19 protein-coding genes and 2 tRNA genes are annotated in these 19,249 nt (G+C 70.9%); 3 read left to right on the forward strand and 18 right to left on the reverse strand.

Features of this window, described 5'->3' with window-relative positions:
* Positions 1–169: 169 nt before the first annotated feature.
* The 8 genes from EIW28_RS10445 to EIW28_RS10480 form a co-directional block, all read right to left on the reverse strand.
* Positions 170–400 (reverse strand): helix-turn-helix transcriptional regulator, encoded by a 231-nt coding sequence (locus EIW28_RS10445; protein ID WP_125247676.1) that lies wholly within the window; start codon positions 398–400, stop codon positions 170–172.
* A 7-nt stretch (positions 401–407) separates the two neighbouring features.
* The gene (locus tag EIW28_RS10450; protein ID WP_125247677.1) at positions 408–1,256 is read right to left on the reverse strand and encodes an ABC transporter permease; all 849 of its coding nucleotides are present in this window, start codon (positions 1,254–1,256) and stop codon (positions 408–410) included.
* Complete coding sequence (locus tag EIW28_RS10455; RefSeq protein ID WP_125247678.1) at positions 1,253–2,176, reverse strand: ABC transporter ATP-binding protein; 924 nt, start codon at positions 2,174–2,176, stop codon at positions 1,253–1,255. Before EIW28_RS10455 ends, EIW28_RS10450 begins: the two co-directional genes overlap by 4 nt.
* Before the next feature lie 132 nt (positions 2,177–2,308).
* Positions 2,309–3,334 carry an ABC transporter permease subunit gene (locus EIW28_RS10460; RefSeq protein WP_125247679.1) on the reverse strand — a complete coding sequence of 342 codons (1,026 nt, stop codon included), beginning with the start codon at positions 3,332–3,334 and terminating at the stop codon, positions 2,309–2,311.
* Positions 3,331–4,392 carry an ABC transporter permease gene (locus tag EIW28_RS10465; protein ID WP_197717196.1) on the reverse strand — a complete coding sequence of 354 codons (1,062 nt, stop codon included), beginning with the start codon at positions 4,390–4,392 and terminating at the stop codon, positions 3,331–3,333. The genes EIW28_RS10460 and EIW28_RS10465 overlap by 4 nt, the downstream gene beginning before the upstream one ends.
* Positions 4,389–5,909, reverse strand: coding sequence for a sugar ABC transporter ATP-binding protein (locus tag EIW28_RS10470; protein ID WP_125247680.1), 1,521 nt, complete (start codon positions 5,907–5,909; stop codon positions 4,389–4,391). Before EIW28_RS10470 ends, EIW28_RS10465 begins: the two co-directional genes overlap by 4 nt.
* 78 nt (positions 5,910–5,987) lie before the next feature.
* Entirely contained in the window at positions 5,988–6,983 is a 996-nt protein-coding gene (locus EIW28_RS10475) for an ABC transporter substrate-binding protein (RefSeq protein ID WP_197717197.1), read from the reverse strand.
* Positions 6,984–7,084: 101 nt separating this feature from the next.
* Positions 7,085–7,729 (reverse strand): cob(I)yrinic acid a,c-diamide adenosyltransferase, encoded by a 645-nt coding sequence (locus tag EIW28_RS10480; RefSeq protein WP_125247681.1) that lies wholly within the window; start codon positions 7,727–7,729, stop codon positions 7,085–7,087.
* Positions 7,730–7,754: 25 nt separating this feature from the next.
* Between EIW28_RS10480 and EIW28_RS10485 the strand changes: the two genes are divergently transcribed.
* Entirely contained in the window at positions 7,755–8,702 is a 948-nt protein-coding gene (locus EIW28_RS10485; protein ID WP_125247682.1) for a 3-hydroxyacyl-CoA dehydrogenase family protein, read from the forward strand.
* Here the strand turns inward: EIW28_RS10485 and EIW28_RS10490 are convergent.
* From EIW28_RS10490 to EIW28_RS10520, 7 genes are all read right to left on the reverse strand, one after another.
* A complete protein-coding gene (locus EIW28_RS10490) occupies positions 8,638–9,051 on the reverse strand; it encodes a MaoC/PaaZ C-terminal domain-containing protein (RefSeq protein WP_125248323.1) in 414 nt (137 codons plus the stop codon). The genes EIW28_RS10485 and EIW28_RS10490 overlap by 65 nt on opposite strands.
* Positions 9,051–9,431: an FAS1-like dehydratase domain-containing protein gene (locus EIW28_RS10495; protein WP_158630361.1), complete on the reverse strand. Its 381-nt coding sequence runs from the start codon at positions 9,429–9,431 to the stop codon at positions 9,051–9,053. The genes EIW28_RS10490 and EIW28_RS10495 overlap by 1 nt, the downstream gene beginning before the upstream one ends.
* Positions 9,432–9,468: 37 nt before the next feature.
* Positions 9,469–9,636, reverse strand: a complete 168-nt coding sequence (gene rpmG, locus EIW28_RS10500; RefSeq protein WP_125247684.1) for a 50S ribosomal protein L33 — start codon at positions 9,634–9,636, stop codon at positions 9,469–9,471.
* 100 nt (positions 9,637–9,736) lie between these two features.
* A tRNA-Met gene (locus EIW28_RS10505) sits at positions 9,737–9,808 on the reverse strand.
* Between the two features lie 75 nt (positions 9,809–9,883).
* Positions 9,884–9,956, reverse strand: a tRNA-Thr gene (locus EIW28_RS10510).
* Positions 9,957–10,053: 97 nt separating this feature from the next.
* Complete coding sequence (locus tag EIW28_RS10515) at positions 10,054–12,579, reverse strand: putative bifunctional diguanylate cyclase/phosphodiesterase (protein ID WP_125247685.1); 2,526 nt, start codon at positions 12,577–12,579, stop codon at positions 10,054–10,056.
* A gap of 39 nt (positions 12,580–12,618) precedes the next feature.
* The gene (locus EIW28_RS10520; RefSeq protein WP_125247686.1) at positions 12,619–12,801 is read right to left on the reverse strand and encodes a hypothetical protein; all 183 of its coding nucleotides are present in this window, start codon (positions 12,799–12,801) and stop codon (positions 12,619–12,621) included.
* Positions 12,802–13,144: 343 nt separating this feature from the next.
* Here EIW28_RS10520 and EIW28_RS10525 point away from each other — a divergent pair, with 343 nt between their 5' ends.
* Together EIW28_RS10525 and EIW28_RS10530 are read left to right on the forward strand one after the other, a co-directional pair.
* Positions 13,145–14,119 (forward strand): biliverdin-producing heme oxygenase, encoded by a 975-nt coding sequence (locus EIW28_RS10525; RefSeq protein ID WP_125247687.1) that lies wholly within the window; start codon positions 13,145–13,147, stop codon positions 14,117–14,119.
* 183 nt (positions 14,120–14,302) lie between these two features.
* Positions 14,303–15,088 (forward strand): M23 family metallopeptidase, encoded by a 786-nt coding sequence (locus EIW28_RS10530; RefSeq protein ID WP_125247688.1) that lies wholly within the window; start codon positions 14,303–14,305, stop codon positions 15,086–15,088.
* Between the two features lie 29 nt (positions 15,089–15,117).
* Here the strand turns inward: EIW28_RS10530 and pcrA are convergent, their stop codons facing one another.
* The 3 genes from pcrA to EIW28_RS10545 form a co-directional block, all read right to left on the reverse strand.
* On the reverse strand, positions 15,118–17,343 hold the full coding sequence (gene pcrA, locus EIW28_RS10535) for a DNA helicase PcrA (protein ID WP_125247689.1): 2,226 nt from the start codon (positions 17,341–17,343) through the stop codon (positions 15,118–15,120).
* 132 nt (positions 17,344–17,475) lie between these two features.
* The gene (locus EIW28_RS10540; protein WP_269462604.1) at positions 17,476–17,814 is read right to left on the reverse strand and encodes a chorismate mutase; all 339 of its coding nucleotides are present in this window, start codon (positions 17,812–17,814) and stop codon (positions 17,476–17,478) included.
* 164 nt (positions 17,815–17,978) lie between these two features.
* The gene (locus EIW28_RS10545) at positions 17,979–19,082 is read right to left on the reverse strand and encodes a Cys-Gln thioester bond-forming surface protein (RefSeq protein ID WP_125247691.1); all 1,104 of its coding nucleotides are present in this window, start codon (positions 19,080–19,082) and stop codon (positions 17,979–17,981) included.
* Between the last annotated feature and the right edge of the window lie 167 nt (positions 19,083–19,249).

Below are 19,249 nucleotides of genomic sequence, written 5' to 3' on the forward strand. Positions count from 1 at the left end.
CTCAGGCGGGGTCGAATCCCGGGTGGCCCGCGGGTGAACAGTAGGGCCCCGCGCGCCGGACGGCCTGGGGCCGGGGTGTCTCCGGCGCGCGGGGCGGGTCGGCCCTTCGTCGAGCGCGCGCTGGCGCGAGAGGGGCTCTCAGGAGGCCGCGCCGGGGCGCGGCCGTGCTTCAGTCCGCGCCCAGGCGCGGGAACGGCTTGGTGGAGAAGACGACTTCGACGGGCACCTCGAAGTACTCGGCGAGCCGGAGCGCCAGGTTCAGGCTGGGGCTGTACTCGCCGCGCTCGAGGTAGCCGACGGTCTGGTAGTGGACGCCGAGGGCCTCCGCGAGCTGGCGGCGCGAGACGCCCCGCTCGGCCCGCAGCATCGCGATCCGGTTGTAGACCTCGTCCCCGGCCATCGCCCGCTCACCAGTCCCTCTGCATGTCGGCGCGCCTCGCGGCGACCGCCGACCCCGACTCGCGCCGCGACATCCGCCGGAGCAGCCTGGGGGCCAGGGCCATCGAGGCCACGGCCCAGAGCGCGAGCACGGCGAACATGGTAGCCGTTCGCCATGAGCCGCCGACCTCCACGGCGGCCGCGGCGTCCGGGAGCAGGGCGTGCCGCATGCCGAGGCCCATCCAGTACACCGGGAAGACCTGCCCGACGGCCTGGAGCCAGCCGGGGAGCGCGGTGATCGGGTAGAAGATCCCGGAGACCGCGACGAGGCCCATGATCGGGAAGACGACGAGGCCCATGTTGCGCGGGTTGTCCAGGAGCGCGCCGAGGACGGCCCCGATGGGGAGCGCGGCGACGATGCCGGTCACGAGGACGGCGAGGAACATGAGCCACCGGTCGGGGGTGCCGAACTCGAGGCCGTCGAACAGCGGCAGGCCGACCGCGAGGAGCGCGATCACGGTGACGGCGATGAACATGGCGGTCGAGACGAGGTGGCCGACGAGGTACCCGGTCATGCCGCCGGGCATGGACTTGGCGCGCAGGAGCGTGCCGGTGGTGCGGTCCATGGCGAGGGCCCCGACCATGGCGGTGATGCCGCCGAAGACGATGTTCATGCCGATGAGGCTCGGCATGTTCATGGCGCCCAGGGAGACCGGTGCGCCTTCGAACTCGGCGCCCTGCATGAACAGGAGCACGACGATGGCGATCGCGGTGGGCATGACGAAGCCCATGAGGTCGCCCGGGGTGGTCAGCGAGATCTTGGTCTCGATGAGGGCCCGCTTCCATCCGGTCCGGTACTCGTGGACGGTGGTGTTCATCGGGTGGCCTCCTGAAAAGTGTCGACGGCGGCGGCGGCCTCGCCGGCCTCGAACTGCGCGACGAGTTCGAGGTAGGCGTCCTCGAGGCTGGCGCGGTGGACTTCGAGGTCGGTGACGGCGCCGTCGTCGGTGGCGAGGAGCTTGCGGACGAAGTCGGTGGCGTCCTCGGTGGCGTGGATCTGGAGCCGCCCGTCCTGGATCCACTTGACCTCGGCGGTGGTGGAGGCGGCGCGGGCGAGCTGGTCGGGCGAGCCGTCGGCGATGATGCGGCCGCCGGCGAGGATGAGGATGCGCTCGGCGAGCTTCTCGGCTTCGTCGAGGTCGTGGGTGGTGAGCAGGATCGTGGTGCCGTCGAGGTCGGTGAGCCGGTGGATGAGCTCGTGGAACTCGCGGCGGGCGTGCGGGTCGAAGCCGGTGGTGGGCTCGTCGAGGAACAGCAGGGCGGGGCGGCCGATGATGCCGAGGGCGACGTCGAGGCGGCGGCGCTGCCCGCCGGAGAGGGTGCGGACGCGCTGCCCGCCCTGGGCGGTGAGGCCGACGAGGTCGAGGAGGTCGTCGGCGTTCCAGGGGTCGGTGTACGGCTTGTAGTACTCGGCGAAGTGGGCGACGATGTCGCGCACCTTCCACTTGCCGTTGTCGCGCCATTCCTGGAGGACGACGCCGAGCCGGGCCCGCCAGCGCTCGTCGCCGTGGGCGGGGTCGACGCCGAGGACGCTGACCCGGCCGCCGGAGCGGCCGCGGAAGCCTTCGAGGATCTCGATGGTGGTGGTCTTGCCGGCGCCGTTGGGTCCGAGCAGCGCTGTGACGCCGCCGGGCTCGATCTCGAGGTCGAGGCCGGTGAGCACGTCCTTGTCGCCGTAGCGCATGCGCAGGTCGGCGACCGCGATGGCGGGCCCGTCGTGCGGTCGGGGGTGTCCCATGGGTGGCTCCGTTGCAGGTTTCCGTTCGTTGATAGCACTCATGCTACATCTTGTCGAAGACCTCCGGCAAGCCGTATAAGGCGAGGGGCCGTTCACACTGGTGAACGGCCCCTCTGGTGCGAAGAGTGGTGTCTAGGTCCGGCGCTTCTCGCCGGAGCGGGCGAGGACGCGCTGGAGGAGGATGAACGCGAGCAGGAGGACGCCCATGACGATCCGCGCCCACCAGGAGGACAGGTTCCCCTGGAAGGCGATGAGCGTGTTGAGCATGCCCCAGACCATGACGCCGGCGACGGTGCCGAGGACGAATCCGGCCCCGCCGGTGAGCAGGGTCCCGCCGATGACGACGGCGGCGATGGCGTCGAGTTCGGCGCCGACGTTCGCGAGCGGGTTGGCGCTCTTGGTCGCGAAGGCGGCGAGGACGCCGGCGAGGGCGGCGCAGAAGCCGCTGACGGCGTACACGCCGATCTTGGTCCGCGCCACCGGGAGGCCCATGAGGAGCGCGGAGGACTCGGAGCCGCCGACGGCGTACACGCCGCGCCCGAACCGGGTGTAGTGCAGGACGACGAACGCGATGACGACGACGGCGAAGGCCACGAACGACAGGTACGGGAGCCAGAAGCCGCCGTCGCGGATCTCCCCGAAGTCCACGTGCGTCATGCCCCACTGGAAGAACTCGACCTCGCGCATGGACACGTCGGTGTCGGAGATCTGGAGCGTGAGCCCGCGGAACAGGAAGAGGCCCACCAGGGTCGCGATGAACGGCTGCACGTCGAAGTAGTGGATGACGGCGCCGATGAGCAGGCCCCAGGCGGTGCCGAAGGCGAGCACGAGGACGAGCGCGAGGGGCGCGCCGATCCCGGCCTCGACGGTGAGCCACGCGCAGGCCATGGTCGAGAACGCCATGACCGAGCCGACGGACAGGTCGATGCCGCCCGAGAGGATCACGAAGGTCATGCCGACGGCGATGACCAGGAGCGGGGCGTTGTCGATGAACAGCTTGGCGACGACCTGCGGGTTGTCGAAGTTCGGGTAGTTCGCGACGCCGCCGAGGTACAGGGCCGCCAGCAGCGCCACGGTGGCGCCGATGGGGATGTACCTGGTGAGCCCGTCGAAGAGGGTGGAGCGCGAGGGGCGCTCGGTGAGCGTCTGCACGGTCATTTCGCGGCCTCCTCGGCCTTCGCCGGAGCCGGGGCCTCGACCCGGGCCTGCGGCGTTCGCTTGAACGGCTTCAGGATCCAGGCCCGGAACCCGGGGCTCTGGAGCAGGGCGACGACGAAGACGACGATGGCCTTCGCGGTGAACTGCCACTGGCTGGAGAGGCCGACGTTGATGATGGTGTCCTCGAGCGTGCCGATGATGACGACGCCGATGGTGGTGCCGAGCAGGAAGAACCGGCCGCCGAGGAGCGCGGTGCCGCCGATGACGACGGCGAGGATGGCGTCGAGCTCGATCCACAGGCCGCCGTTGTTGGCGTCGGCGCTGCCGAGGTTGGAGGCGCCGATGAGGCCGGCGAGGCCGGCGCACAGGCCGCACACGAGGTACACCAGGACGGTGATCCCCTTGGAGCGGATGCCGGCGAGGCGGCTGGCCTCGGGGTTGCCGCCGACGGATTCGAGCAGCATGCCCAGGGCGGTGCGGCGGGTGAGCAGCGCGAGCGCGGTGAGCGCGAGGGCCGCGATCCAGATGGGGATCGGGATCGTCAGGAACGCGCCGCGCCCGAGTTCGGTGAACGGGCTGGTGTCCTCGACCTTGGGGATCTGGCCGCCGGTGATGAGCTGGGCGATGCCGCGCCCGGCGATCATGAGGATGAGCGTGGCGACGATCGGCTGGATGCCGAAGGCGGCGACCATGACGCCGTTCCAGGCGCCGATGACGGCGGTGACGACGAGGGCGAGGGCAATCGCGGTGAGCACGGTGCCGGCGGCGCCCTGGTCGGAGGAGTCCATGATCGTCTGGCAGGCGATGGCCGCGCCGATGGCGTAGACGGCGCCGACGGACAGGTCGATGCCCTTGGTGGCGATGACGAGCGTCATGCCGAGGGCGATGAGCAGGAGCGGCACGGAGCGGCGCAGGATGTTCACGAACGCGCCGCCGAGGCGGCCGTCGTCGTTGACGCTCGGGACGATGAAGTCGACGCCGGTGGCGGCGATGTTCACGGCGACCAGGGCCAGGAGGATGACCACCGGCCACATGAGGCGCTTGGCGTACGGGCTCACGACTCGCGCCCTCCCGCCACGATGGTGTCCACGATGCGTTCGCTGGTCATGTCGGCCTCGTCTTGGAGCACGCTGATGAGTTCCCGGTCGCGCAGGACGGCGATCCGGTCGGACAGGCGGGTGACCTCGTCGAGTTCGGCGGAGACGAACAGGACCGACATGCCGTCGGCGGAGAGTTCGGCGACGAGGCGCTGGATGTCGGCCTTGGCGCCGACGTCGATGCCGCGGGTGGGCTCGTCGAGGATGAGGAGCTTCGGCTCGATGAGCATCCAGCGGGCGAGCAGGACCTTCTGCTGGTTGCCGCCGGAGAGGTTCTTCACGGGCATGTCGGGGTCCGCGGGCCGGATGCCGAGCTTCTCGATGAACGAGGCGACGAGCTTGTCGCGCCTGGCGACCGGGATGGACCGGGCCCAGCCGCGGGAGGCCTGCATCGCCAGGATCATGTTCTCGGCGACGGTGAGGTCCCCGACGAGGCCCTCGGTCTTGCGGTTCTCGGGGCAGAACGCGATGCCGCGGGCGGCGGCGGTGCGCGGGTTGTGCCCGCCGACCTTCCGGCCCTCGAACCGGAGGGTCCCGGAGTCGGCGCGGTCGGCGCCGGCGATGAGCCGGGCGGTCTCGGTGCGCCCGGACCCGAGGAGCCCGGCGAGGCCGACGACCTCGCCGCGGCGGATCGTGAGGTCGTACGGGGCGATGGAGCCCTTGCGGCCCAGGCCCTCGGCCTGGAGGAGCGGCTCCTCGTCCTCGACGCGGTGCGCGGAGGCGGCCCGCTCGATCTGCTCGAGGGCCGCGGCCTCGCGCCCGAGCATGTGGCCGATGAGCTCGTTCTGGCCCAGGTCCGCGGTGGCCCACTCGCCGACGAGCCGGCCGTTGCGCAGCACCGTCATCCGGTCGGAGATCTCGTAGACCTGGTCGAGGAAGTGCGAGATGAACACCATCGCGGTGCCCTTGGCGGCGAGGCGGCGCATGACCCCGAGGAGGACCTCGACCTCGTCGCGGTCGAGCGAGGAGGTGGGCTCGTCGAGGATGAGGACCTTCGCCTCGATGTCGACGGCGCGGGCGATGGCGACGAGCTGCTGCATCGCGATCGAGTAGGACGAGAGCGGCGCGGCGACGTTCAGGTCGATCCCGATGTCGTCCAGGAGCTCCTTGGCGCGGCGGCGCATCGCGCGGAAGTTGATGAACGGCCCGAGGCGCGGTTCGCGCCCGGCGAGGAGGTTCTCGGCCACCGACAGGTTGTCGGTGAGGTTGACCTCCTGGTAGACCGTGGAGATGCCGGCGGCCTGGGCGGCCTTGGGGCTGGAGAAGCGGACCGGCTCGCCGTCGAGGAGGATCTCGCCGGCGTCGTGGCCGTGCACGCCGGTGAGCACTTTGATCAAGGTGGACTTCCCGGCGCCGTTCTCCCCCATGACGGCGTGGATCTCGCCGGGCCTGAGGGTGAAGTCGACGCCGTCGAGGGCGCGGACGCCGGTGAAGTCCTTCACGATGCCGGTCATGCGGACCAGGGCAGCGTCGGACATGTTCCCGTCCTTCGGTTGAGGGTGGAAGCGGCTCCGCCGCCCGGGCCTCGGGCCCGGGCGGTGGATCCGGTTCTGGGGCTAGAACTGGCGGTTCGGGAGCTCGGCCTCGAACTGGGAGGCGTCGAAGACGCCCTCCTCGACCGGCGTGAACTTCTCGACCTCGTCGCCTTCGGACACCGCGACCACGACGTCCATGAGCTGCTCGCCGAAGACCGGGTTGCACTCGACGATGTAGTTGAGCTTGCCGTCGACGCCGGCCTGGAACCCGGCCTTGGAGCCGTCGACGATGATGATCTGGATGTCGGTGCCGGGCGCGTAGCCGGCCTCCTCGATCGCCTGGATCGCGCCGAGGCCCATCTCGTCGTTGTGGGCGTACAGCAGGTCGATGCCTTCGAGACCGTGGGTCGTGATGAAGGTCTCCATGACCGCCTTGCCCTCTTCGGCGGTGAAGTTGCCCGACTGGGAGTCGACGAGCTCGTAGGCCAGGCCCTCGCCGTCGAGCACCTCGAAGAACCCGGCCTTGCGGTCGTTCGCCGGCGCGGAGCCGGTGGTGCCCTGGAGCTCCAGGATGCGGGTGACGCCGTCGGGGTCGGCGGCGAACGTGTCGACCGTCCACTGGCCGGCCTTGCGGCCCTCCTCGGCGAAGTCGGAGCCGAGGCGCGTCACGTACAGGTCCTCGTCGGCCGCCTCGATGCCGCGGTCGGCCAGCACCACGGGGATGCCGGCGTCCGCGGCCTCCTGGAGCACGTCGGTCCAGCCGGTCTCGACCACCGGTGCCAGGACGATGACGTCGACCTGCTGGGTGATGAAGTTGCGGACCGCCTCGATCTGCTTCTCCTGGTCCTGCTGCGCGTCCACGAACTTGAGCTCGGCGATGCGGTCGTCCGCCTCGGCGGCGGCCTGCACGGACTCGGAGTTGGCGGTGCGCCACGCGGATTCGGCGCCGACCTGGGCGAAGCCGACCACGAGGCCGTCGCCGCCCCCGTCGCCGGAGTCGTCACCGTTGCCGCAGGCGGCGGCGAGGGGGAGGAGGAAGACACCGGCACCGATGCCGGCAAAGGTCCTTCTTTTCACGGCGGGGGTCACCTTTCAGAATGCGGGGTGAATCAGAGAGTTGTGGATATTTGCGAGTACGCATGTTACCGCTCATATCCTTACCCGTGTTATCGCTCTCGTCAAGCGCGGCCCCCGTCCCGGAGCCGTAACGATTTCACAACGCGGCGCGAGCGCCCGCTCGGTAACTCCTGCGACGCCCGCGGCCTCCACAGCACGTCGCCGCCCGGATTCGCCTTGCGCGCCAAGACGAATAGCAGGTCAGACAGCCGGTTCAGGTAGGTCACGGGCACCGCGTGCGTGATCTCCGGCTCGGCCTCCAGGAGCGCCCACACCGACCGCTCGGCCCGCCGCGCCACCGTGCACGCCTGGTGCAGCAGCGCCGCCCCCGGCGTCCCGCCCCGCAGGATGAACGACCGCAGGCTCTCCAGGTCGGCGTTGCATTCGTCGATCCAGCCCTCCAGACGGGTCACATAGGACTCGTCGATGCGCAGCGGCGGGTGCTTCGGGTCCGGCGCCACCGGCGTCGACAGGTCCGCCCCGACGTCGAAGAGGTCGTTCTGGACCGCGAGGAGGATCGCCGCCTCCCGCTCCCCGATCTCCCCCGTCTGGAGCGCGAGCGCCGCGCCGACGACCGCGTTCGCCTCGTCCACGTCGCCGTACGCGGCGAGCCGCACATGGGTCTTGGGGACGCGGGTGAAGTCGGCGAGCCCGGTCGTGCCGTCGTCGCCCGTCTTGGTGTAGATCCTGGTGAGATTGACCGCCATACCCCCGACCATATAGCCTCCCCCCATGACACAAGTCGCGGTAATCGGTTCGGGACTCATGGGTTCCGGGATCGCACAGGTCACAAGCCTCGGCGGTTCCGACGTCACGCTGATCGACACGGACGAGGGGGCGCTCGACCGGGCGCTGGCGGCGATCCGCTCCTCCCTCGACCGCTTCGTCGCCAAGGAGAAGACCACCGCGGCGGCCGCCGACGCGGCGCTCGCGCGGATCACCGTCTCGACCGACATCGAGGCCGCCGCGGGCGCCTCGATCGCCGTCGAAGCGGTCTTCGAGCGCCTCCCGGTCAAGCAGGAGGTCTTCCGGAGGCTCTCGGCGGTCGTCGCCCCCGAGACGGTCCTCGCCACGAACACCTCGGCGATCCCGATCACGGAGATCGCCGCGGCCGCGACGCACCCCGAGCGGGTCGTCGGCACCCACTTCTTCTCGCCGGTCCCGATGATGCAGCTGTGCGAGCTCGTGCGCGGCATCCACACCGGCGACGAGGCCCTCGCGGCCGCCCGGGCCTTCGCCGAGGCCGCCGGGAAGACCTGCGTGGTCGTCAACCGGGACGTCGCGGGCTTCGCGACCACCCGCCTGATCTGCGCGCTCGTGAACGAGGCCGCGCGCCTGGTCGAGAACGGCGTCATCTCCGCCGAGGACCTCGACACGGCCTGCCGCCTCGGCTTCGGCCACCCGATGGGCCCGCTCGCGACCGCCGACCTCACCGGGATCGACGTGATCACGCACGCGACGGAGAACATCTACGACGACACCGCCGACCCGCAGTTCTTCCCGCCGGCGCTGCTGCGCCGCCTGGTCGCCGCGGGCGAGATCGGCCGCAAGAGCGGCAAGGGGTTCTTCGACTACGCGGAGTTATCCACAGGGCTGTGGACGACGCGTCCGCGGGCTACCGCACGACCAGGGTCGCGCGGGCGGGTGCCAGCACCCGCTCGCCGGCGCTGGTCGCGGTGACCGCGATCTCGACGGTGTCGCCCTCGACCCTGCGGACCTTGCCCTCGATCTCGACGGCGGTGCCGCCGGCGGGCACGACCACGGGCTTCGCGAAGCGCGCGGAGAACTCGGTCATGCGGGCGTCGACGCCCGCGGCGGCGAGCCATTCGAGGATCGCGCGGGAGACGAGGCCCATCGTGTACATGCCGTGGGCGATGACGTCGGGGAGCCCGGCGGCCTTCGCGGCGGCCTCGTCGAGGTGGATCGGGTTGTGGTCCCCGGAGGCGTCGGCGTACCGCTGGAGGTCCGCGCGCGCGACGGGGTAGGAGGTGGAGAAGACGACGGCGCCGGCTTCGAGCTCGGGCTGCATCACTGGGCGTCTCCCGCCACGAACAGGGTCGTCCACACCTCGGCGGCGAGGCCCTCGGCGTCGCGGACCTCGGTGCGGAGCGACAGGAGGTCGCTCCCGGCGACGGTCTTGATCGACTCGACGGTGACGGCGCAGGTCACCTCGGCGCCGGCGCGGAGCTCCCGGTGGTACGCGAAACGCTGCTCGCGGTGGAGGACGCGGCTCCAGTCGAGCCCGAAGTCGGGGTCGTCGATGAGCCGGTCCGCCGCGGGCAGCGTCAGCGAGATCAGGTAGGTAGGCGGAACCAGCCCGGTGTCGGCGAGGCCGAGGGCCTCGGCGAAGCGGGTCACCGACTCGGCGGTGACCGCCACCGGTTCGGTGGTCGGCAAGGACCGGCCCACATACGAAGTGTTGAGCATGTACCGGGAGCGGGGAAGACTAGCGGGTCTCTTTGTGGACCTGCGAGGTCTTGCAGCGCGGGCAGTACTTCTTGAGCTCGAGCCGGTCGGGGTTGTTCCGCCGGTTCTTCTTCGTGATGTAGTTGCGCTCCTTGCACTCCACGCACGCCATGGTGATCTTGGGGCGGACGTCAGTAGCCTTGGCCACGGTGAGTGCCTTCCTCTAACGGAGCCCGCCGCTCGGCGGGCTCGCCTTGCAAAACAAAAACGGCGACCAGCGTAACGCAGTGGTCGCGGATTGCCAAAAGTAGCGATGGGCAGGATCGAACTGCCGACACAACGATTATGAGTCGTTTGCTCTACCACTGAGCTACACCGCCGTGTGCTCACTGCCGCCAGATTGGCTCTGGGTGAGCAGTACAACACCAGTCCGCTTTCGCTTCGAGGTGTTTCCGAGCCCCCTTACGGAATCGAACCGTAGACCTTCTCCTTACCATGGAGACGCTCTGCCGACTGAGCTAAGGGGGCGTTCGCGAGGCTTCCCTCGCGGCCTTGACAAGAGTACATGACGGCGCCCGGTGTGCCGAACCGGGGCCCGCCTTGCGGTGCGGGCCACAGTCCCGGTTCAGACCACCCGCAGGCGCGCCTGGCCGCGGGTCCAGCCCTGCCCGTCGAGCCACGCGGCGAACCGGTCGGGCGGCAGCGGGCGCGAGAAGTAGTACCCCTGCCCGGCCTCGCAGTGGAGCTCCCGGAGCTGCTCGACGGTCTGGTGCGACTCGATGCCCTCGGCGACGACGTCGATCGCGAAGTGCCGGGCGAGGCCCAGGACGGCCTCGACGATCGCCCGGTCGTCGTCGTCGGTCGCCATGCCCTGCACGAACCGCAGGTCGATCTTGATCTCCTGCACCGGCAGCCGCCGCAGGTACGCGAGCGAGGAGTACCCGGCGCCGAAGTCGTCGACCGACAGCCGCACCCCCATCTCGTGGAGCCGGTCGAGGGCCGGGGTGAGGCGCGGCTCGCCGGAGACGACGTCGTCCTCGGTGATCTCGAACGTGAGCCGCTCGGCGGGCACCCCGTGCCGCTCGAGGAGCTCGGCGACCCGGTCGGGGAACCCGGCGTCGGCGAGGGTGCGCGGCGACAGGTTGACCGACATCGGCAGCGGCCCGTCCTCCCCGGCCCATTCGGCCGAGCGGCGCAGCGCCTCGTCGAGGACGGTCTCGGTGAGCTGCCCGAGCTGCCCGGTGGACGCGGCGATCGGGATGAACTCCTCGGGCGCGACGGTCCCGTACGTCGGGTGCGGCCAGCGCACCAGCGCCTCGGCGCCGACGACGGCCCCGCCCGCGTCGAGGGCCCGGTCGAGCCGGACCTTCGGCTGGAAGTGGACTTCGAGCCGGCCCCGGTCGAGGGCCCGGCGCAGGTCGGCGGCGAGGCCGATGCGCCGCAGGCTCTCGGATTCGAGCCCGGCGTGGTAGAGCTGGACGCCGTCGGCGGCGTCCTTCGCCTGCCTGGTGGCGCCGTCGGCGCGTTTGAGCAGCTCGTCGGCGTCGGCCGCGAAGTCGGGGTGGGTGACGACCCCGACGGCCCCCGAGAGGCTCACGGAGACGCCGCCGACCTCGAAGGGGCCCTGGATGCCCGCGCGGATGCGCCGCGCGGTCTCGACGGCGGCCTCCGTGGAGGCGAGCCGGGTCTGGAGGATGAACTCGTCGGAGTCGATGCGGCCGATGAACGACGCGGCCGGGGCCTGCTCCTTGAGCCGGCGCGCGAACTCGCGGAGCGCGGTGTCGCCGGCCTCGTGGCCGAGCGCGTCGTTGATCTCGTGGAGCGCGTCCACGTCGAACATGAACACCGCCACGACCTCGTTCGGGACGGTGATCGACAGCGCCTCCTGGAGCGCTTCGAGCGAGCGGCGGCGGCTCGGCAGCCCGGTGAGCGGGTCGTGGTAGGCGTCGTAGCGGAGCTGGTCGAGGAGGCGCTCGTTCTGGACGGCGATGCCGACGTTCGCGGCGATGGTCTCCATGAGCTGGAGGTCGACGGGGTCGAAGTGGGAGATCTCGCCGCCGATGCGGTCGGCCACGGACAGGCAGCCGTAGACCTCGTCGCCGGAGCGGAGCGGGACGAGCATCGCGCCGCGCAGGCCGGCCTCCTCGAGGGCGGCCTGCTGGGCCTTGGTGCCGTTCTTGGAGCTGAGCAGCACGCCTTCGCCCGAGGCCATGACGCCCTCCTGGAGGGCGCTGGGGATCGGGTCGAGGTCGGTGAGCCCGGCGTCGTCCAGTCTGGAGGTGAGCCTGATCTCCGGGTAGCGGCCGGACTTGGGCACCCACACGGTCGCCGACTCGGCGGTGAGGATGTCGCGCAGGCGCCCGAGCATCGCGTCGATGAGCCGGTTCGAGCTGACCGAGTCGACGACGAGCTGGGTGAAGTCGTTGAGCTCGCGCAGCACCTGCCGCTGCCGCCGCAGCGCCATGTAGCTGCGCGCGAGGTACACGAATCCGACGACGACGAGGCCGATGAGCAGGGCCGACCACGGGGTCGCGTCGAGGAGGACCACGAAGAGGACGCCGATGCAGGCGGCGAGCAGGGGCCCGATGAGCGTCACGAAGAAGGCGATCCACGCCTTGGCGACGCTGTCCCATCCGGACAGCGACCACAGGAGCGCCGAGATGAGCACGGTGGTGACGACGCCGACGGTGACGATGGCGCCGAGCAGGACCATCCAGGTGTAGGGGTCGACGGGGTCGCCGACGCCGACGACCTGCACGAAGATGACGGCGACCGCGGTGCCGGAGGTGGTGAGCCCGACGTTGAACAGCGGTTTGAGCACGCCGATGTCCTCGCGGAGGTACCGGCCCATGTAGTGGACGATCGAGACCGCGCAGCGCGCGGCGATGACCCAGAACGGGTCGAGGTACATCAGGGCGACGACGAGGGGGACGTCGGTGAGGTTGAAGGAGATCCGCAGTCCGCGCGCGTGGTGCTGGATCAGCAGGGTCTGCGAGACCCAGAACGCGGGGACGAAGATGAGCAGCTTGAGGATCGGGAAGTCGTCCGGGGGGCCGTACCACAGCAGTGATCCGGCCCCGAACGCCAGCACGAGGCTGGTGATGATCCAGGGCAGGACCCGGTACAGTGCCGCGAAGCGCGTCCTCGTCACTGCCCGGCTCCTGTCAGGACGCCGCCGAGGCGGCGGTCGTCACGCCACCTCGCCGGAGGAGGCGGGGAACACGGTCGTCTGACCGCTGTCGGGCGATCCGACCTCGCCCGAGCTGCCGCCGTGGGCGGAGACGGAGCCGACTTCGCCGGAGCTGCCACCGCCGTTCGCAGAGCCGACCTCGCCTGAGCTGCCGCCGGCCGCGGACGCGGTGCCGGCGATCAAGCCCAACAAGATGAGGCCCGTGGCGACGGCGGCGCCGAGTCTCTTCAGAATTCTGGCCGGTTTCACAGGGCCTCCCGTGAGTGGTGGGTACGTTCAGTCAAGGGGACCAGTTGAGCCCATGGTGCCACAGTCGGATCGCACTAGGGAAGGCTTGCGACCGTGATTCTCGCGCTCTTTCTGGTTCAGCCTTACGTGTCGGTAGGGCCGGTGGCCATTGTCTCCGATGGCCCGACCGGACTCGCTGACGGGTCGGCCGTTCGCTGCCCGTGACACGTATGACGCATGTAGGTTAGGCTCGCCTTACTCTCGCTGACGATCACACCTCGATGAAGGAATGACGCCAATGTCTGCTGACACCGCCTCCGCGCTGTCGTTCTCGGCCCGGATCCGCGAGGCATCGTGGTCGCGCCACCAGGGGCTCGACCCCGCCGCCGGAGCGGACGGCGATCGCGAGCCGGGCCTGTTCGACCGCCTCTTCGATGGTTCCCTGTCCGTCGCCGATTACACCCGCTGGCACGGGCAGCAGTTCTTCGTGTACGAGGCGATCGAGGCCGCGGGCGAGCGGCTCGCCGGCGATCCGGTGGCCGGGCCGTTCCTCTTCCCCGAACTCGCACGCCGCGAATCGCTCGAATCGGACTTGCGCTTCCTCATGGGACCGAAATGGCGCTCGGGGCTCGAACCGCTCCCCTCGACGCGCGCCTATGTGGACCGCATCCGCGCGTCGGCGGCCGCGCCGGCCGGGTACATCGCGCACGCCTACACGCGCTATCTCGGCGACCTCTCGGGCGGCCAGGCCTTCGGGAAGGCCGCGCGGCGCAACTACGGCTTCGACGGCGAGGGCGCCTCGTTCTACGACTTCGCGGACATCCCGAGCCCGAAGGCGTTCAAGGACGAGTACCGCGCCCGCCTGGACGCGGTCGACCTGCCCGGGGACGCGAAGGACGCGCTCGTGGCCGAGGTCCTGCTCGCCTACGACCACAACGGCGCGGTCCTGGCCGAACTCGGCGCGAACCTCGGGCGGAACCCGTTCGAGCCGAAGGTCGTGGCCGCGATCTGCCACCACATGAACCACGACCACGCGGACGACACGCTCGTGATCTGCCGCGGCGCCGGCGGGCAGCCGCGGGCGCACGCGGCCCGCATGACCGGCTTCGACGGCGAGGGCGCCGACTTCGCCGCGGCCGTCGGCGAGACCGAGGTCGCGATCCGGGTCGACTGGGCCCGGCCGCTGAGCGAGCGCGCCGAGGTGCGGCCCGAGATCGTGCGGATCTTCACCGAGTCGAAGGAGGCCCTCGACGGCGAGGCCGGGGCCGCCTGACCACTACCGTTCGGGATCGTCCTGATCGTCGCGACACGCCGGGCGGTGACGAATCTCCCCCGCCAGGCGTCCGCGGCGTTACCGTGGGCCGGTTGCCAAGCTCACGGACGGCCCCCCGGAGCCCGCGCGAGTCCGCGGTCCGACGCCCCGTCCGATGAGTCAGCCACTGACCCGGGAGTCTCGTTGTCCGACACCGGACCGGTCGCCGCTCCGATCAAGCGGCACGCCGCCCGGCCGCACCGCACGAGGGGCCAGCACCGCGCCTCGTGGGCCGCAGAGCTCTCCCCGCTGCTGGCGGGGACCCAGCGCCGCTACACCGCCGTCGTCGGCTCGGCCGTCGCCGGCGCCTCGATCGTCGCGATGGCGACCGCCGCCGGGCTGCCGTCCGGCGAGGAGCCCGCCCCGTCGCGCGCGGTCGACGACATCGCCGCCCTCGCCGCGGAGGCGAGCGTCCCCGAGACGGTCGCCTCGGGCGGATCGGAGGGCGCGACCGCGTCCCCGGCGGGCGCCGCGGCGGCCGCCGCGGAGGCGCCCGCGCAGTCGGAGCGCACCACCCCGGTGACGGGGCAGGACGCGCAGATCCGGTGGCGGCCGATGCTCGACCAGATCACCATCACGTCCCTGTTCGGCCAGCGCTGGGGCCGCAACCACAACGGGGTCGACTTCGACGCCGAGACCGGCGACCCGGTGTACGCCGCGTACCCGGGCACGGTCAAGCACGCGGGCTGGGAGTCCGGCTTCGGGAACCTCGTGGTCATCGACCACGGGGACGGCGTCGAGACGTACTACGCGCACAACTCGGCGCTGAACGTCGCCCCGGGCGACTGGGTCGACGCGGGGGCGCACATCGCCGACGCGGGGAACACGGGCTTCTCGTTCGGCTCCCACGTCCACTTCGAGGTGCATGTGGACGGGCAGCCGGTGGAGCCGCTCGGGTACCTGTCCGAGGCGGGCCTGGACCTGCGCTAGCGGTGCCCGGCGCCCCCGCGGGGCGCCGCCTACAGCTTGGTGACCGGCGCGAGCCTGAGGATGACCCATTTCGGTTCGCCGTCGCCGAAGTCGATGCGCGCCTGGGCGCGCGGGCCCGAGCCCTTGAGTTCGACGACGCGGCCGAGGCCGTACTTGTCGTGGGTGACGCGGTCGCCGACGTCGAGGACGGGCACGTCGCCGGAGTCGCGCATGACGATGGGCTGCCCGAAGGAGGGCGCCTTCGACTTGACGACGCGCGGCGGCGGGGCCGACTCGGACCATTCGATGAGCTCGCCGGGGATCTCGGCGAGGAACCGGCTGGCGGCGTAGTACTCGGGCTGCCCGAAGACGTTCCGGGTGCCGGCGCGGGTGAGGTGGAGGTGCTTGCGGGCGCGGGTGAGGCCCACGTACGCGAGGCGCCGCTCCTCTTCGAGGTCGCCGGGCTTGCTCATGGACCGCTCGTGCGGGAAGAGGCCGTCGTCGAGGCCGGTGAGGAACACCGTGTCGAACTCGAGGCCCTTGGCGGTGTGGAGGGTCATGAGCGTGACGACGCCGCCCTCCTGCGCGTCGGGGTCGGGGATCGAGTCGGCGTCGGAGACGAGGGCGACGTGCTCGAGGAAGGACGGGACGTCGGCGGCGAGGTCCTGCTCGTCGTCGTCGACGGTGCCGCGCACGACGGACTCGGTGAACTCGTGGGCGACGGCGACGAGCTCCTGGAGGTTCTCGATGCGGCCCTCGTCCTGCGGGTCCTTGGACTGCTCGAGGCCGTCGAGGTACCCGGTGTCGGTGATGAGCCTGTCGAGGACCTCCTCGGGCGGCGCGGTGCGCGCGAGCTCGGTCGCGGCGTCGATGATCTCGCAGAACCGCCTGATGCCGGGCCGGGCCCGCCCGGAGAGCCCGGGGGCCTCGTCGGCGCGGTGGAGGGCGGCGGGGAAGGAGATCCGCAGCCGGGCGGCGAGGGCCTCGATCTCGGCGACGGCGCGGTCGCCGACGCCGCGCTTGGGCGTGTTGACGACGCGCATGGCGGAGACGGTGTCGTCGGGGTTCGCGGTGAGCTTGAGGTAGGCGAGCATGTCGCGGACCTCCTTGCGCTCGTAGAAGCGGACGCCGCCGACGACCTTGTAGGGGATGCCGCGGCGGACGAACACCTCTTCGAACGCGCGGGACTGGGCGTTGGTGCGGTAGAAGATCGCGGTGTCGCCGAAGCTGGTCTCCTTGGCGTCGACGAGCTCGTCGATGCGGCCGGCGACCCAGGCGGCCTCGTCGTGCTCGTTGTCGCCGGTGTGGCCGAGGATGCGGCCGCCGGGGCCCTCGTCGCTCCAGAGGCGCTTCTCGCGGCCGCGCTCGGTGTTGTTGCGGATGACGCCGTTGGCGGCGTCGAGGATCGTCTGGGTGGAGCGGTAGTTCTGCTCGAGGAGGATCGTCTTCGCGTCGGGGAAGTCGCGCTCGAACTCGATGATGTTGCGGATGGTGGCGCCGCGGAACGCGTAGATGGACTGGTCGGCGTCGCCGACGACGCACAGCTCGGACTTGTCGTCGCCGGTGCCGACGAGTTCGCGCACGAGCGTGTACTGGGCGTGGTTGGTGTCCTGGTACTCGTCGACCATGACGTGCCGGAACCGCATCCGGTAGGACTTGGCGACCTCGGGGAAGGCCCGGAAGAGGTGCACGGTGGAGCCGATGATGTCGTCGAAGTCGACGGCCTGGGCGAGGCGGAGGCGCTCGTCGTACTGGGCGTAGACGTCGGCGACGAGCGTGGCGCGGGCGTCGTCGGCGGCGGAGGCGGCCTGGTCGGGGCCGATGAGCTCGTTCTTGAGCCGGGAGATCTCGGCGGCGAGCCAGCGCGGGGAGTGCTTCTTGGAGTCGAGGCCGAGGTCCTTGACGATCTGGGTGAGGAGCCGGCGGGCGTCGTCGGTGTCGTAGATCGTGAAGCTGGGCTTCCAGCCGAGGCGGTGGGCCTCGCGGCGGAGGATGCGCAGGCACGCGGAGTGGAAGGTGAGGACCCACATGGCGCGGGAGCGGGGGCCGATGAGGCCGTCGACCCGTTCGCGCATCTCGGCGGCGGCCTTGTTCGTGAAGGTGATCGCGAGGATCTCGCCGGGGTGGGCGCCGCGCTCGCTGAGGAGGTAGGCGATGCGGTGGGTGAGGACGCGGGTCTTGCCCGAGCCCGCGCCCGCGACGATGAGCAGCGGGGACCCGGCGTGTTCGACGGCTTGGCGCTGCGGTTCGTTGAGGCCGGTCAGGAGGTCGTTCATCGCCGTCAATTATGCCGCGCCGGGTACGACACTCCTCCGGCGCGGCATCACTCTTTCGGGGGCCCCGTGCGCGGCGGTCCGCCGCGGCTCGGACGCCGCTCCGGCGGCCCGCCCGGGCCCGGCGGCGCTTCGCTAGAGCGGTCCGCGGCCGGCGCGGAGGACGAGCATGGCGATCTGGACGCCGTCCTCGCCGAGGGCGGTGCGGTACTTCTCGAGGATGGCGCGCTCGCGGTCGAGGACGAGGCGGGTGCCGCCGTTGGCCATGCGGATCTCGCCGATGCGCTTGGAGACGGCGGCGCGGCGCTGCCAGAGGCGGATGAGCTCGTCGTCGAGCGCGTTGATCTCGGTGCGCAGGGCTTCGAGCTCGTCGGTGGTCACTTCGGTCTTCATCAGGGTCTCCTTGCGAGCGGATTCGGATCTCGGTCTCGGTCCGGGCGGTCGGCCCTGAGCGTGAAAAAAGCCCCGGGCGATCCGCCCGGGGCTGTAGGTCTGAGTTCAGCGCGACCTACGGCTCGGGAGATCCGTGCCGTAGTAAAAGTAAAATCGCGCGCTCTGAGTCACGCCGCAAGTATGCCACACGCCCGCCGGTCCAGCCAGCGGGCGTGTGGCCGTCATCGCACTGCGTGCGGTGGCGTCTAGCTGTCCGAGCCCCAGTCGGCGCGGGCGGCGCGGCGGCGCATGAGCACCATCGCGACGACGCCGGCGGCCAGGACCGCGCCGCCGATGGTGGCGACGTAGGTCAGGCTGGAGCCGGTGACGGGGAGCTGCGGCTTGGGCGACTCGGAGGGGACCTCCTCGACGACGATCTCGAACTCGATCTCGGCGGCGTACTCGGAGGCGAACTCCTCGGCGAGGATGAGGCGCTGGCCCTCGACGTCGGCGCCCTCGGCGTCGACCGGCACGAAGGTGCGGCCGGCGGGGGTGGTCCAGGTGATCGTGTCGGTCAGGAGCGTGACGCTGCTGGAGACGGCCTCGTCGAACTGGACGTAGAAGGTCTGGCCGTCGGTGAACTCGGTGACCTCGTCGCCGTTCTCGTCGATGACGGTCGCGCCCTCGGGCTGCGCGAAGGTCAGCGAGTCGAAGTTGGTGGCCACGGTGAAGGGGCCGACCTTGGTGCCGTCGGTGACGGCGTCGGCGTCGTCGACCTCGAAGTAGGGCTCGAAGTCGGGCTCCTCGACGGGCTCGGAGTTCGCGAGCAGGTAGTCGTGGACCGCGAGGACCGCGGTGTCGACGCCGGCCTCACCCTCGGTGGGGTCGGAGGCGGTGATGGCCCAGCCGTCGGTGAGCTCCCAGATGGCGGCCTGGGTGCCGGCGTAGGCGATCTGCTCCTGGGTGAACGGGTCGATGGTCTCGCCGGCGACGCCGGCGGCCTCGAGGAGCTCGGCGGCGTTGGTGCCGTCGTAGCCGTTCAGGAGGACGCCGAGCACGAGCGGGAGGTCCTCGACGGGGATGTCCTCCCAGGGGCGCTCCTCGTGGATCAGCTCCTCTTCGAGGCCGACCGTGATCTGGATGCAGTAGACGGTGCGGGTCTCCCCGTCACCGAGGTCGAGGCCGAGCATGACGGCCGTGGGGTCCTGGCTGTCGCCGTTGAGGCGGATGCCGGGCTCCTCGACGACGGTCCCGGACGCTCCCGACGGGGTGGGTTCCTCGTCCTGCGCTTGGGCCGCGGCGACGCCGCTGAGTCCGAGCATGACGCCCGCTGCCGCAGCGACCGTCCCTTTCAGGGCTTTGCTCATCATTCGTAGAAGTCCCTTTGCTTTTCCGAGGGATTGACGCGTTGAATCTTCCTCCGACACGTTAGCGGCCGCCCGCCGGTTGCACGCGGGGCGTGCGGGACGCTGAACTGGGGTCCCTTTGCGGGGCAACGAAAGCGGCGCGACCTCGATGAGGCGCGCCACTATAACGA

This window comes from Glycomyces terrestris (assembly GCF_003933745.1).
GTDB lineage: Bacteria > Actinomycetota > Actinomycetes > Mycobacteriales > Micromonosporaceae > Glycomyces > Glycomyces terrestris.

Bases quoted from the DNA above. Each gene is read 5' to 3' on its own strand.
- EIW28_RS10470 (WP_125247680.1), bottom strand. From the start codon at position 5,909: ATGTCCGACGCTGCCCTGGTCCGCATGACCGGCATCGTGAAGGACTTC.
- EIW28_RS10480 (WP_125247681.1), bottom strand. From the start codon at position 7,729: ATGGCGGTCAATCTCACCAGGATCTACACCAAGACGGGCGACGACGGC.
- EIW28_RS10460 (WP_125247679.1), bottom strand. From the start codon at position 3,334: ATGACCGTGCAGACGCTCACCGAGCGCCCCTCGCGCTCCACCCTCTTC.
- EIW28_RS10525 (WP_125247687.1), top strand. From the start codon at position 13,145: ATGTCTGCTGACACCGCCTCCGCGCTGTCGTTCTCGGCCCGGATCCGC.
- EIW28_RS10455 (WP_125247678.1), bottom strand. From the start codon at position 2,176: ATGGGACACCCCCGACCGCACGACGGGCCCGCCATCGCGGTCGCCGAC.
- EIW28_RS10490 (WP_125248323.1), bottom strand. From the start codon at position 9,051: ATGCAGCCCGAGCTCGAAGCCGGCGCCGTCGTCTTCTCCACCTCCTAC.
- EIW28_RS10445 (WP_125247676.1), bottom strand. From the start codon at position 400: ATGGCCGGGGACGAGGTCTACAACCGGATCGCGATGCTGCGGGCCGAG.
- EIW28_RS10485 (WP_125247682.1), top strand. From the start codon at position 7,755: ATGACACAAGTCGCGGTAATCGGTTCGGGACTCATGGGTTCCGGGATC.
- pcrA (WP_125247689.1), bottom strand. From the start codon at position 17,343: ATGAACGACCTCCTGACCGGCCTCAACGAACCGCAGCGCCAAGCCGTC.
- EIW28_RS10545 (WP_125247691.1), bottom strand. From the start codon at position 19,082: ATGATGAGCAAAGCCCTGAAAGGGACGGTCGCTGCGGCAGCGGGCGTC.
- EIW28_RS10450 (WP_125247677.1), bottom strand. From the start codon at position 1,256: ATGAACACCACCGTCCACGAGTACCGGACCGGATGGAAGCGGGCCCTC.